This window comes from Rhodococcus sp. 06-235-1A, from assembly GCF_002258785.1.
Taxonomy (GTDB): Bacteria; Actinomycetota; Actinomycetes; order Mycobacteriales; family Mycobacteriaceae; genus Rhodococcoides.
This window is the reverse complement of the sequence record NZ_NOYI01000023.1, coordinates 35,800-48,670: the sequence shown is the minus strand read 5'-3', so window position 1 is coordinate 48,670 and position 12,871 is coordinate 35,800. Positions and strand designations below refer to the sequence as shown.

The window sequence follows — 12,871 nt, the reverse complement described above, 5'->3', positions numbered from 1 at the left end:
GCCCGGGCGCGTCCCTACTGTAGCCGGTATTACCCGTCGGTAACTTGAGAAGGGTGCAGTGCCTTCGTCAGTACCGGCACAACCAGCGTGCGCTGCCAGGGTCGGGCACCTCCCTCGACCAGTCGCGCATCGATCAGCTCGGCCGGGTCGGCGGCGGGGTCGGCCGGTGTCCGCCAATCCCACACCAGTCGACGCAACAGATCGGGCATCAGCAGATTCTCGACCGGAACCGACACCGATTCGCTGAGCTCGGTCATCGCCGCTCGGACGTCGGCGAGTCGGGCAGCGGCATCGGGATCGCGTCGAGCCCACCGATTGACCGGGGGTGGGCCGTCGAAAGAGGCTGCCATCGAGGGCAATTCGGACGTCGGGAGCGCACGTGCACGAGTCAGGGCCGAGGCCCACAACCGAGATGACCTGCGCTGACGGGGACCGCCGAAGACCGGCAGTTGCTCGAGCTCGCGCGAGGACTTCGGGTCGGCTGTTGCCGCGGCGACGATTGCGGAGTCGGGCAGCACCCGGCTCGGTGCCACATCTCGTTTGGCCGCCAATTCGTCTCGCGTGGTCCACAGTTCGCGGACCGCCGCGAGAGTGCGCGGAGACTTGATCGCATGGATCCCCGACGTCCGACGCCATCTGTCGGTCTTGGGTTTGGGCGGCCCGAGCGAGAGGATGTGAGCGAATTCCTGTGCCGCCCAGTCGGTCTTGCCCCGCTGTTCGAGTTCTGCGGCCATCGCGTCGCGAAGTTCGAGCAGGACTTCGACGTCGAGTGCGGCGTAGTTGAGCCAGGTGTCCGGTAGGGGGCGGGTGGACCAATCGGCGGCGCCGTGGCCCTTCTGCAGGGCCAGTCCGAGGGTGCGTTCGACGATGGCTCCGAGACCGACGCGTTCGAATCCGGCGAGACGGCCGGCGAGTTCGGTGTCGTAGAGCGTGGCGGGGACCAGGCCGAGTTCGGCGAGTCCCGGGAGGTCCTGATCCGCGGAGTGCAGCACCCATTCGAGTGGGTTGATCACCGCGGCGAGCGGAGCGAGGTCGCCGGTGACCGGGATCGGGTCGAGGAGAACGGTGCCTGCTCCGCGCCGACGGAACTGCAGCAGGTAGGCACGCTGGGAGTAGCGAAAACCCGAGGCACGCTCGGCATCGACGGCGAGTGGGCCGTGACCTGCGGCGAGAAGAGCGGCAGCCGCGCGCACGGCGTCCGGTGTGTCGACCACGTCGGGTACGCCGTCAGCCGGAGCCAGTAGCGGAACGGCGACAGGCTCGTTCGCCTCGTCGTCCGGCGTGGTCTCGGGAGAACTCTCGGCTGACATGAGATGTGACTCTAGGCCCTGCGGGTGGAAGGACCGCCCACTATGTCCGGCTCGAACTGCGCTGGCCGAGGGTGGTGATGCCCGCGGGCGGCAGTCCTGCCGCGTAGGCGAGGACCTCGCAGAAGGCCTCGACGTGCGTCGACAGGTCCTCCGATGTAGCGGTCCAGGATGCGCGAAGTTCGAGCTGGTGGGCTTTCGGTGGTCCGGCGATGTCGCCGTAGCGCACCGAGCTGGTCGAGGTCACGGTGCCGCCGAGTGCGTTGAGCGGTTCGGATCGTGACTCCAGCGCGTCGACGAGCCAACTCCACCCGACCTCGGGCAGCAGGGGATCGTCGGCGAGGGATTCATCGACATCCGCTTGAATGTAGGCGACCAGCCGAAGCGTCCCGTTCCAGGCTTCTGCACCGTCGGGGTCGTACAGCAGGATCAGACGGCCGAAAGCGTCGCCGTCGCTCTGTTCGTCGACCTGCTCGGAATCGGGGTGCTTGACCTCGGCTCCGATGGCGTAGCTGTACGGCGCGAGTCGTTGCGGCGGCCGGATCGGACCGATTTCGATTGCCGGGTGTACCTGAGCCCGATGCATCGCGTCGATGGCGGCGCGGAAAGGCGCAGGTTCGGCGGTGGATTCGGGTTCGGTCACGTGATCGGACGTTAGACGCGTCACGTTGTCCGGCGGCGGAGGCGCGCCGAGCCGTGATGGAACCGAAGTCGGTGTGTCGCCCTTGGTGGCAGAAGCATTCCTGACGCGTGGCAGCATGGAACTCGATGAACGCCGAAGCACACACCACAGCCCCCGCCCGTCGAGAACTCCCGGACGCGCCGTTCTTGACCGCGATCGCCGGTGAAACGCCCTCGCGTCGGCCGGTGTGGTTCATGCGTCAGGCCGGCAGGTCGCTCCCCGAATACCGAGAGATCCGAGCCGGCATCGGCATGCTGGATTCGTGCTTCCGGCCGGATCTGGTGGCCGAGATCACCCTGCAACCTGTCCGTCGGCACGATGTGGACGCGGCAATCCTGTTCTCGGACATCGTGGTTCCGCTCAAGGCTGCCGGTATCGATCTCGACATCGTTGCCGGTACCGGTCCGGTCGTGGCTCATCCGGTGCGTTCGGCGGCCGATGTCGCGGCGCTGCCCACGTTGACCGCCGATCAGGTCGAGCCGGTGGCCGATGCGGTACGCATCCTCACTCGCGAGCTCGCGAACACGCCGCTCATCGGGTTCGCCGGAGCTCCGTTCACCCTTGCGTCCTACCTGGTCGAGGGTGGTCCGAGTCGCAATCACGAGAAGACCAAAGCGCTGATGCGCTCCGATCCGGCGACCTGGCATGCCCTGCTCGACGCGCTGGCGACCACGACGATCACGTTCCTGCAGGCTCAGTTGGCCGCCGGAGTGGACGCGGTACAGGTGTTCGATTCCTGGGCGGGTGCGCTGTCGCTGGCCGACTACCGCGAGTACGTGCTGCCGCACTCGACGCGAGTGTTCGACGCCGTGTCCTCGGCCGGCGTTCCCAAGATTCATTTCGGAGTCGGTACCGGTGAGTTGCTCGGCGCGATGGCTGAGGCCGGTGCCGACGTGGTCGGTGTCGACTGGCGGATTCCACTCGACGACGCCGTGCACCGAGTCGGCGAAGGAAAAGTACTGCAGGGAAATCTGGATCCCGCCGTGCTGTTCGCGGGCTGGGACGCGGTCGAGGCCGAGGTTCGCCGTATTGCGGCAGAGGCCGATCGTGCGGTGGCGGCCGGAGCGCGAGGACATGTGTTCAACCTCGGCCACGGAGTCCTGCCCGACACCGATCCCGAGATTCTGACGCGCGTGGTCTCGCTGGTGCATTCGTTGTGACGGTGCGGCGTTACGCCGTTGTCGGCGGCGGAATCTCCGGCCTCGTCGCGGCGTATCGCCTAAGGCAGGCCTGCGGACCCGCTGCAGAGATCACTCTGGTCGAGGAATCCACTCGCCTCGGCGGCACTCTGCGCACCGCCGAGGTCGGCACAGAGTCGCTCGACGTCGGTGCAGAGGCGTTCATCGGTCGTCGTCCGGAAGTGCCGGCACTGCTCGCCGAGCTCGGCCTGTCGAATCAGCTGGTGCATCCGTCGTCGGCGCGCCCGCTCGTCTATTCGGGCGGCCGCACGCATGCGCTCCCGCTCGGCACCTTGATGGGCATCCCATCCTCTGCCGATTCCGTGCGGAATCTGGTGGATCCGGACGAAGCACACCTCATCGAGACCGAGACCATACGACCGTTCGCGTGGACCGTGGGCTCGGACGTCAGTGTGGCCGATCTCGTGGGCAGCCGGTTCGGCTCTCAGGTCGTGAGCCGTTCGGTCGACCCGTTGCTCGGCGGCGTGTATTCCGGCTCGGCGAGCTCGATCGGTGTCCGCGCTGCGCTGCCGACGCTGGCAACGGCGTTGGACGCCGGAGCGGCGAGCTTGACCGAAGCAGTGCTGGCAGCGCTTCCCACGCCGTCACCGGGGCCGGTGTTCGGTGGGCTGCGCGACGGTTACGCGGTGCTGCTCGACGCTCTGATCGCCGCAACCGATGCCCGAACGGTCGTCGGCACAGGGGTGGGTGAGGTGCGTCGTGATTCCGCAGGCTGGTTCGTCGGTGGCGTCGGACTCGTCGACGGAGTTGTGCTCGCGGTCCCTGCGCCCATCCTCGGTCGGCTCCTCGCCGCCGTGGCACCCGCGGCGTCGCAGGCCGCGCGGGACATAGAACTCGCGTCCTCGGTCGTCGTCGCGCTCGCTTTTCCCAAGGCGACGGAGCTGCCGCAGAATTCGGGAATTTTGGTGGCCACGGACGCGGGCTTGGACGTCAAGGCATTCACCCTGTCGAGCCGCAAGTGGCCGCACCTCGGAGAGCGGGACGCGGTATTGCTGCGGGCCTCACTCGGACGATTCGGCGACACCACGGCGTCGGACCGATCCGATGCGGAGTCGATCGAGACGGCTCTGAGGGACCTGCGGACGGCCGCGGACATCGATAGCCCACCACTGGCTGCGACAGTGCAGCGCTGGCCGGGTGGGTTGCCGCAATACGCGCCCGGCCACCTCGATCGCGTCGCCGCCGTGGAGTCCGGTGTTGCCGACCTCCCCGGCCTCGAGGTCACCGGAGCCTGGCAGCGCGGTGTCGGAGTACCCGCGTGTATTGCGTCCGCCACCACCGCTGCCGCCCGGCTGATCGAAGTGGCACGATAGGGGCCATGGCACGCCTCGATTACTCAGCGCTCAACTCGACTCTTCGTTACTTGATGTTCTCGGTCTACAAGGTCACGCCCGGTGTTCTTGGCGATGATCGGGCCGCAGCAGCCAAGGAAGCGAAAGTCTTCTTCGAAGGCCGTGAAGACAAGGGCGTCGCGGTGCGCGGGGTCTACGACATCGCGGGCATGCGCGCCGACGCCGATTTCATGGTCTGGACGCACGCCGAGCGCATCGAGGACCTCCAGGCCACCTATTCCGATTTCCGGCGCACCACTGCGCTGGGCAAGGCAAGCACGCCGGTCTGGAGCAACACGGCTCTGCATCGTCCGGCCGAGTTCAACAAGAGCCACGTCCCGGCCTTCATCGCGGGAGAGGATCCGGGCGCGTACATCTGCGTCTACCCGTTCGTCCGGTCCATCGACTGGTATCTGCTGCCCGACGACGAGCGCCGCACGATGCTCGCCGATCACGGCAAGGCCGCCCGCGACTACAAGGACGTGCGGGCGAACACCGTGCCGTCGTTCGCGCTCGGCGACTACGAGTGGATTCTGGCGTTCGAGGCTCCCGAGTTGGACCGCATCGTCGATCTGATGCGCGACCTGCGTGCCACCGAGGCGAGGCGACACGTGCGCGAGGAAACTCCGTTCTTCACCGGCCCTCGGGTCGAGGTGGACGCGCTCGTCGAATCACTGCCGTGACGAGTACGGGCACAACGACGATCGAGGCCGTTCTGTTCGACTTCTCGGGCACGCTGTTCAGGCTCGAGGAGCATCCGACGTGGTTCGACGGCATCCATGACGCAGACGGCACCCCGGTCGACGGTGCCGGAGCTGCCGAGCTGATGCGGCGCATGACCGCGCCGGTAGGGGAGACGGTCGAGTTCGACGACGCGACGCGGCATGCCTGGCGGAACCGAGATCTCGACCCGGCGCTGCACCGACAGGCGTATCTGCACGTGCTCGCGCAGTCCGGTGTCACCGATCCGCGGCAGGCCGAGTCGGTGTACGGACGCGTGATCGACGCAGACTCCTGGACGCCGTATCCGGACACCGAGGCCGTACTGAAAAGGCTTGCGCACGAGTCGGTTCGAGTCGGTGTGCTGAGCAACATCGCCTTCGATATTCGTCCTGCGTTCGTCGATCGCGGTCTCGACCGGTACGTCGACGAATTCGTGCTCTCGTTCGAGGTGGGTCACGTCAAACCGCAACCGGAGATATTCCGCCACGCCGTCGCCGCCTTGGGCGTCGATCCGTCGCGGACGCTGATGGTGGGCGACAGCGCCGAGGCCGACGGTGCCGCGCGGGCCATCGGGTGCAACTTTGCGCTCGTCGATCCGGTGCCGACGGTCGAGCGGCCCGATGCACTGCTGGCAGCGTTGAGCGCGTTCGGAATTCGATGAGCAGGGTGGTTCGATGACCGGAGCGGCCGGCGTCCAGCACATGGGCCACTGGGGCATGTTTCGTGCCGAGTCGGACGGACGTGATGTCACTGCAATCCATCCGCAGGCGACGGACAGCAATCCCTCCCCGGTACTGGGCAACCTCGTCGGGTCGGTGACCCATCGATCGCGCGTTACCTCACCTGCGGTACGCAGAGGCTGGCTCGAGCGCGGCCCAGGGCCGACCGACGACCGTGGCAGCGACGAGTTCGTCGAGGTCTCGTGGGACGAGTTGACCGACCTGCTGTCCAACGAATTGCGCAGAGTAGTCGACACATTCGGCAACAACGCCATCTACGGCGGATCGTACGGGTGGGCGAGTGCCGGACGATTCCATCACGCACAGAGTCAGGTGCACCGCTTTCTCAACTGCATCGGCGGCTACACCCGGTCGGTGCACAGCTACTCCCTCGGCGCGACCGGCGTCATCATGCCGCACGTGCTCGGTGCGCATTGGAAGATGTTCTCGCGCTCCACGTCCTGGAACGTGATCGCCGCGCACACCGAACTGCTCGTGGCCTTCGGCGGCGTTCCGGTGAAGAACACCGGTATCAATCACGGCGGTACGTCGGACCATCCTACGGTCGATTCGCTCGACGCGTTGCGTGCTCGCGGCGGACAGATCGTCTCGGTCAGTCCGCTGCGCAACGACATGAACGGCGACGCTCGATGGATCGCGCCGCGACCCGGAACCGACGTGGCGATGATGTTGGCACTTGCGTATGTGCTGGCCAACGAAAAGCTGCACGACACAGCATTTCTCGACAGATACTGCGAGGGTTATCCGGAATTCGAGCGGTACCTGCTCGGCATCACGGATGGCACACCGAAGACCCCGCAGTGGGCGTCGGAGATATGCGGCCTCGAGGCCACGATGATCGCGGATCTCGCTCGGGAGATGGCGTCGAAACGCACGATGGTGACGGTCACCTGGTCGCTGCAGCGGACGCGACACGGCGAGCAGGCACCCTGGATGGGCGTCACATTGGCGGCGATGCTCGGTGGGATCGGCGTTCCGGGTGCAGGTTTCGGGCACGGGTACGGGTCGATGAACGAGCCCGGCCTGGCCCCCGTGCCGTATCCGTTGCCGACCCTGCCGCAGGGAATCAATCCCGTGCCCGACCTGATCCCGGTCGCCGCGGTCTCGGACATGCTGCTGAATCCCGGCGGTGAATTCGACTACGACGGTCGGCGATTGACCTATCCGAATATCAAAATCGTCTACTGGGCCGGCGGCAATCCTTTCCACCACCACCAGGATCTGGGGAAGCTGCGTCGCGCTCTCGGCAGGCCCGACACGGTCGTCGTGCACGATCCGTACTGGACACCGATGGCCAAGCATGCCGACATCGTCGTCCCGTCGACCACTTCGTTGGAACGAGCGGATCTGAGCTGCACACGCAACGATCCGTTGCTCGTCGCCATGGAACCGGCCGCCGCCCGGTACGGGGACGCTCGCGACGACTACGACACGTTCGCCGAACTGGCCACGAAACTCGGTGTGGCGGAGCAGTTCACCGAGGGTCGAACCTCGGCGCAGTGGCTCGAGCATCTGTACGGGCAGTGGCGCGGATATCTGCGCGCGGATGGCGTCGAGACTCCGGAGTTCGATGCCTTCCGGCGGGAGGGTTCGTTCCGCATGCAGACCGAGGACGATCTGACGTTCTTCGAGGACTTCCGGAGTGATCCGGTGGGCAACGCGCTGCGCACCCCGAGCGGGAAGATCGAAATCTTCTCGGCGACGGTGGCGGGTTTCGAGTACGACGACTGCCAGGGGCATCCGATGTGGTTCGAGCCGCAGGAATGGCTCGGCGGGCCACGGGCCCAGCAGTTTCCGTTGCATCTGATCGCCAATCAGCCGCGCACCCGGCTGCACAGTCAGCTCGATCACGGTGCGGTGAGCCGACACTCGAAGATTCAGGGCCGAGAGCCGATACGAATGCACCCGTCCGCGGCCGCGGCCAGGGGGGTGTCGGACGGCGATGTCGTGCGGGTGTTCAACGACCGTGGCTCGTGCCTGGCCGGTGTCGTTGTCGACGACGCGATGCTGGAGTCGGTCGTTCAGTTGTCGACCGGGGCCTGGTACGACCCGCTCGATCCGGCGGATCCCGATTCGATGTGCAAGCACGGCAGCGTGAATGTGCTCACCGCAGACGACGGTGCGTCCTCGTTGTCGCGTGGATGCACCGGCCAGCACGTGTTGGTGGAGATCGAACGCTACGACGAGCCGTTGCCGCCGATCACCGCGTTCGATCCACCGGTTCGGTCAGGGGTCAGAACACGACCCGAGAGATGATCTCGGCGACGAGCGCAGGCTTGTCCTCACCTTCGATCTCCAACGTGCCCGTCGTCACGATCTGCAACGCGCCGCCGGACGCATCCTCGACGGAAGTCAGGGTGCTCTGCAGTCGGACGTGGGCACCGACCTTCACCGGGTTGATGAAGCGAACCTTGTTGGAGCCGTAATTGATTCCGAGTTTGGTGTTCTCGATGGTGTAGATCTGCCAGTTGAGCATCGACACCAATGACAGGCTCAGGAATCCGTGTGCGATCGGCGCGCCGAACGGGCTTTCCTTCTTCGCCCGCTCGACGTCCACGTGAATCCACTGATGATCGCCGGTGGCGTCGGCGAAAGTGTTGACCCGTTCCTGGGTGATCTGCAGCCAATCGCTGGTGCCGAGGTCTTCGCCGACGGCTGCTTTGATCTGCTCTGGTGAGGTGAAAGTGCGCATGCTCACAGTATGGACGATTCAGTGCCGATCAGGATGCAGGCTTGAGCGTCAACGAGATCGAGTTGATGCAGTATCGCTGGTCGGTCGGCGTGGGGTAGCCCTCGCCTTCGAAGACGTGGCCGAGGTGGCTGTGGCAATTGCGGCAGATCACCTCGACGCGGCGCATTCCGAGTGTGGTGTCCTCTTTGAGGATGACGGCGTCGCTGTCGGCCGGGTCGAAGAACGACGGCCAGCCGCAGTGCGATTCGAACTTCTCGGTGCTGCGGAACAGTTCGGAACCGCAGGCGCGGCATTCGTAGATGCCCTCGGTGGTGGTATCGGTGTATTCGCCGACTCCCGGGCGCTCGGTGCCTGCCTGACGCAGCACCGCGTACTCCTCGGGGGTCAGCTTCTCGCGCCACTGTGCGTCGGTGAGCTGGACGGCAGGAGCGGAGTTGTTGTCGGTTGCTGAACTCATGCTTCCACGCTAATACGATTTGTCGGGCTATGCCGTTTTCGCTGGTGGCGCGCTCGGCAGCAGGTAGCTCGGTTCGATTCCGTCGTCCAGTCGTCCTTCGCTTCGAGCGGCGAAATAGCGTCCGACGAGAACACCGAAGATGACGACGATCAGCAGCGCCCACCCGAACGTGGTTCGGAGGTAATCGAGGGCACGGCCCGTTTCGATCCAGCGCCCGGACAGCCATCGGTCGTAGTTCATGAACCCGTAGATCGCAAGCCAGGCGGGCCAGTTGCGGAGTAGCGAGTTCTTCAGCACCACAGTCATGAGCAGCGGGAACAGCATCATGGAGTAATACATCTGGCCCAGCGATCCCAGTAGCCAGTGTGCGGTCAGGATCAATCCCGAGGTGGTCGCGAAGAAGAACAGTCGATCCTCGCGGCAGTATCGGTACAGCAGCCACAGCGAGATCAGAACCATGATTCCCAAGACCGCGCGGATGCCGAGGGTGAGGAGCTCGGGAACACCGTAGTAGCGGCCGTTACCCACGACGGCGCTGTTGAAGTAGTCGCGAGTCTGCAACAGGTACGGCAGCGTCCGGTCGATGAAGTTCATCGGGTCCACCGACAACGGCCAGGCGATGGCCATCATCACGACGGGGATCGCGATGGAGGTGATGAAGACCTTCCACTGACGCGTCATCAGCGGAAGCAGCAGCAGCGGCGCGAGCATCGGCTTGACTGCCAGCGTCAGACCCATCGCGACGCCCGCCGACAGGTCCTTGCGCTGGAGCAGAAATCCGAGGAACGCTACTTCGCCGAGGAGGACGAAGCCGTTGAAGTTGGTGAACACCAACGTGTTCGTCACCGTCTCGCTGACGAATGCGGCGAGGAGCAGCGCGGGAGCGGCGACCGAATCGAGCCGAAATCCGAAGATGCGCAGGAGGATGTACAACGCGAGAAGAATTGCGATCGTGCTGGCGATGATGAACAGCCAGCGGGACCGCTCGGGATCGATGACGGCGATGGGGGAGAGCAGCATCGTCGCACTCGGTTGATACAGGTAGTGCGGGTCGACGGAGTCGAAGTTCGCGGTGTACACCGGCTGGCGGTTGAGGAATGCCAGGGCCGCGCTGTAGACGGGGTTGAAATCGTTGGTGATGTCACCGTTGACCGCCTTGATCACCACGCGGTGGATGACGGTCATGATGGCGATGGGCCACAGGGCGTACTTGATTACCTCGGCGGTTGTCCGCCCCGAACGCGGCTCCAGAAAGCTAAGTGACACCCGCGAACGGTACCCGAGACCCTGCTACACAGGAGAAAGGACACCCCGGGTGCCGGAATCAGGCGGGACAGACGGTGCCGTCGGTCGGAAGGGCGGTATCGCGTGCGTAATTCACCGCGGCGCTCTGCAGACACTGTGATCCGCCGAGACTCGGGTGGCCGCTGCCCTGCCACCCTGCCGACGACACCGCAGTACCCGTTGCTCCGACCAACCCGGTGACCGAGGACAGGCCGCCGTTGCCGACGATCGGGTCGCCCGCGTTGGACAGCACCAGAACCGGAACGTCCAGAGAGGTGGGCAGCGGGATCGACGGAGCCGTCGGCCACGAGGAGCACAGCAATGCGGTCAGTGCGGCGTCGGTGCCGTAGACCGGATAGCGGTCGGTCCACTGCGAAGACAGGTCACGGACGCCCTGCGGAGACGGCCACTGTTGTCCGTCCGTGCAGCGGGAAACGAACTGACCGTCGGTGCCATAGGCATTTCGACCACGTTCGGCGAGGGCTGCGAGCGCTGTGGTGTCGGAGCCTGCGGCCGAGGACAGAGTGGCGGACAGCGAGGTGGCCCTCGACGACGCATCACCTGCGGTCGATGCGAGAGCAAAGGTGATGCCGTCGAGAATCTCGTGGGTGGACAGCGGCGCGAACTCGCCACCGGCGGCGCGTCCGAGTAGCTGATTCACCGCTGCCGTCGGGTCGCTGCCCAGTGAACAGTTCAGCGCTACGCACCGCTGGGAGAACGCTGCGAAGGCGGCTTCCTTGCCCTGCGTCCGCTGCTCGGCGAGTGTGATCTGGTCGACGCCCACGCCGGTGGGGGAATCGAGGATCAGGCGTGAGATGTTGTCCGGAAACTTCGCCGCGTAGGCCAACGCGGTGAGCGCACCGTTACCCGATCCGATCACTCCGATCTGTTCCACGCCCCACAGCTGGCGCAGACGGTCGAGATCGTCCGCGGCATAGGTGGTTCCGAAGGCGAGTTCCTGAGGCTGCAAGGTGTCGGTGCACTCGATGGTGGCGTCCCGACCGGCGTCGACGGCTCGGTCCACGGCATCGGCGTCGGATCTGGTGAATTGCCCCAGGGCATCGACAGCGGATTTGGTAGGAGACTGGAGGGTGTCATCGATGCAGTCCACGGCGGTGGATCGGCCGATTCCGCGTCGGTCCACCGCCACTATCGGGTGAGCTTCCAGCAGTGTCGAGAGCGGACCGGCAGCCATGGTGGCCAACGTGGCGATCGACGACCGATCGGAGCCGGAGGTGAACACCAGCGGGCCCGCATCGGCCGGCGTCCGATCTAGTCGGGCACGCAGTGCACCGACGGCGAAGGTGCCGAACATCTGCCCGCTGGCGTCGACGTCGGCCTCGTATTCTGCGCATTCGAGGGTCAGACCGGGAGTGGTGGAGGTGAGCCCGAACGTTCCGAGTGTTGCTCCGGTGCAGTCGGCCCAGTCCAGATCGGTCGTCGGAACGGCGAGTGCAACAGGTTCGGGTGGCGCGTCCGCAGATGACTCGGCGGGCTGACCGGGGGATCGTTGCTCCACCGCGACGTCGGGCCGGATCGACGGTCCGGCGCCACAGGCCGCGCATGTCGTGGCGAGGACGAGGGCGGCGGCGAGCAACGTACGTTTCTGCGTCACCGTGCGAGGCTATCGACTTTTCGATCGATGCCGGACCGCGCGGTGCTCACGGTTGACGCACCCAGCGCGTGAGCAGCGTCCCGTCAGAGTCACCGAGAACGTGCGCCCGGTGCATCGGCGCTTCCGATGCACCGGCGGAGTGGGCTATGCGGCCTGCTGTTCCAGCAACCAGCATCGGTGAGATCGTCAGACACAGGTCGTCCGCTGCCCCGTCGGCGACGAGTTGCCCGAACAGTCCCGGTCCGCCCTCGCACAGGATACGAAGGAATCCGAGGTCGGTCAGCGTCGCAACGATGTCGCCGGTCGACACCGATTCGCCGGTCACCGTGATCACCGTCGCTCCGGCCGACCGAAGCGCGGCCACCTGGGAGCCGTCCGCCGCCGCCGAGGTCACCACTACCGGCAGCACGTCGGTGTCGGTGAGCAAGCGAGAATTCGCATCGATCGAACCGGAGGCCGTGACCACGACGATCGTCGGAACCGGTGCCAGTCCGCTCGCCACCCGCCGTGCCTTGGCTTCGGTGGAGAGCGAGACGCCGCCGTAGTTCTCGGCACGCACGGTTCCGGCACCGACCAGGACGGCGTCGCACAATTCGCGAAGAATGCCGAACAGCCGGGCGTCCGCAGGGGTGCCGAGGCCGGCGGACGCGCCGTCCGCGCTGACCGATCCGTCGAGACTGGCGACGAAGTTCGTTCGAATCCACGGTCGGTCGAGATCGTTCGGGTAGGTATGCAGGGCTCGGACGGCGTCGTCGGAGAGTTCGGACCCGACGGCTGGCCGCGCCAAGTGCGCCTGCTCTGATGTGAAGTAGGTCCCAATATCGAGAAGCTGCATGAGACA

12 protein-coding genes are annotated in these 12,871 nt (G+C 65.7%); 5 read left to right on the top strand and 7 right to left on the bottom strand.

Going from position 1 to position 12,871, the window contains the following annotated elements; translation table 11 throughout:
- Nucleotides 1–29: 29 nt before the first annotated feature.
- Both CH275_RS22000 and CH275_RS21995 read right to left on the bottom strand, forming a co-directional pair.
- The gene (locus tag CH275_RS22000; protein ID WP_094680383.1) at nucleotides 30–1,310 is read right to left on the bottom strand and encodes an HRDC domain-containing protein; all 1,281 of its coding nucleotides are present in this window, start codon (nucleotides 1,308–1,310) and stop codon (nucleotides 30–32) included.
- A 40-nt stretch (nucleotides 1,311–1,350) separates the two neighbouring features.
- A complete protein-coding gene (locus tag CH275_RS21995) occupies nucleotides 1,351–1,950 on the bottom strand; it encodes a DUF3000 domain-containing protein (protein WP_032377756.1) in 600 nt (199 codons plus the stop codon).
- 125 nt (nucleotides 1,951–2,075) lie between these two features.
- On the opposite strand from CH275_RS21995, the gene hemE reads away from it, so the two are divergent.
- Genes hemE through CH275_RS21970 form a run of 5 tightly spaced genes read left to right on the top strand, consistent with a single transcriptional unit; the run spans nucleotide 2,076 to nucleotide 8,238 of the window.
- Nucleotides 2,076–3,149 (top strand): uroporphyrinogen decarboxylase, encoded by a 1,074-nt coding sequence (gene hemE, locus CH275_RS21990; RefSeq protein WP_094680420.1) that lies wholly within the window; start codon nucleotides 2,076–2,078, stop codon nucleotides 3,147–3,149.
- Entirely contained in the window at nucleotides 3,146–4,501 is a 1,356-nt protein-coding gene (locus CH275_RS21985; protein WP_094680382.1) for a protoporphyrinogen oxidase, read from the top strand. Before hemE ends, CH275_RS21985 begins: the two co-directional genes overlap by 4 nt.
- 5 nt (nucleotides 4,502–4,506) lie before the next feature.
- A complete protein-coding gene (gene hemQ, locus CH275_RS21980; RefSeq protein ID WP_032377758.1) occupies nucleotides 4,507–5,202 on the top strand; it encodes a hydrogen peroxide-dependent heme synthase in 696 nt (231 codons plus the stop codon).
- Complete coding sequence (locus CH275_RS21975) at nucleotides 5,199–5,903, top strand: HAD family hydrolase (RefSeq protein ID WP_179276285.1); 705 nt, start codon at nucleotides 5,199–5,201, stop codon at nucleotides 5,901–5,903. The genes hemQ and CH275_RS21975 overlap by 4 nt, the downstream gene beginning before the upstream one ends.
- Nucleotides 5,904–5,916: 13 nt before the next feature.
- Nucleotides 5,917–8,238, top strand: coding sequence for a molybdopterin-dependent oxidoreductase (locus CH275_RS21970; protein WP_179276284.1), 2,322 nt, complete (start codon nucleotides 5,917–5,919; stop codon nucleotides 8,236–8,238).
- Here the strand turns inward: CH275_RS21970 and CH275_RS21965 are convergent.
- Genes CH275_RS21965 through CH275_RS21945 form a run of 5 tightly spaced genes read right to left on the bottom strand, consistent with a single transcriptional unit; the run spans nucleotide 8,216 to nucleotide 12,865 of the window.
- Nucleotides 8,216–8,674: a MaoC family dehydratase gene (locus CH275_RS21965; protein ID WP_179276283.1), complete on the bottom strand. Its 459-nt coding sequence runs from the start codon at nucleotides 8,672–8,674 to the stop codon at nucleotides 8,216–8,218. The two genes, CH275_RS21970 and CH275_RS21965, sit on opposite strands and share 23 nt — an antisense overlap.
- A gap of 28 nt (nucleotides 8,675–8,702) precedes the next feature.
- Nucleotides 8,703–9,131 carry a peptide-methionine (R)-S-oxide reductase MsrB gene (gene msrB / locus CH275_RS21960; RefSeq protein ID WP_094680381.1) on the bottom strand — a complete coding sequence of 143 codons (429 nt, stop codon included), beginning with the start codon at nucleotides 9,129–9,131 and terminating at the stop codon, nucleotides 8,703–8,705.
- Nucleotides 9,132–9,158: 27 nt separating this feature from the next.
- Nucleotides 9,159–10,397 carry a glycosyltransferase family 87 protein gene (locus CH275_RS21955; RefSeq protein WP_094680380.1) on the bottom strand — a complete coding sequence of 413 codons (1,239 nt, stop codon included), beginning with the start codon at nucleotides 10,395–10,397 and terminating at the stop codon, nucleotides 9,159–9,161.
- A 58-nt stretch (nucleotides 10,398–10,455) separates the two neighbouring features.
- Nucleotides 10,456–12,030: an alpha/beta hydrolase gene (locus CH275_RS21950; protein WP_094680379.1), complete on the bottom strand. Its 1,575-nt coding sequence runs from the start codon at nucleotides 12,028–12,030 to the stop codon at nucleotides 10,456–10,458.
- 46 nt (nucleotides 12,031–12,076) lie between these two features.
- Nucleotides 12,077–12,865 carry a pyrimidine reductase family protein gene (locus CH275_RS21945; protein WP_094680378.1) on the bottom strand — a complete coding sequence of 263 codons (789 nt, stop codon included), beginning with the start codon at nucleotides 12,863–12,865 and terminating at the stop codon, nucleotides 12,077–12,079.
- Nucleotides 12,866–12,871 lie beyond the last annotated feature (6 nt).

Bases quoted from the DNA above. Each gene is read 5' to 3' on its own strand.
- hemE (WP_094680420.1), top strand. From the start codon at position 2,076: ATGAACGCCGAAGCACACACCACAGCCCCCGCCCGTCGAGAACTCCCG.
- CH275_RS21965 (WP_179276283.1), bottom strand. From the start codon at position 8,674: ATGCGCACTTTCACCTCACCAGAGCAGATCAAAGCAGCCGTCGGCGAA.
- CH275_RS21970 (WP_179276284.1), top strand. From the start codon at position 5,917: ATGACCGGAGCGGCCGGCGTCCAGCACATGGGCCACTGGGGCATGTTT.
- msrB (WP_094680381.1), bottom strand. From the start codon at position 9,131: ATGAGTTCAGCAACCGACAACAACTCCGCTCCTGCCGTCCAGCTCACC.
- hemQ (WP_032377758.1), top strand. From the start codon at position 4,507: ATGGCACGCCTCGATTACTCAGCGCTCAACTCGACTCTTCGTTACTTG.
- CH275_RS21945 (WP_094680378.1), bottom strand. From the start codon at position 12,865: ATGCAGCTTCTCGATATTGGGACCTACTTCACATCAGAGCAGGCGCAC.
- CH275_RS22000 (WP_094680383.1), bottom strand. From the start codon at position 1,310: ATGTCAGCCGAGAGTTCTCCCGAGACCACGCCGGACGACGAGGCGAAC.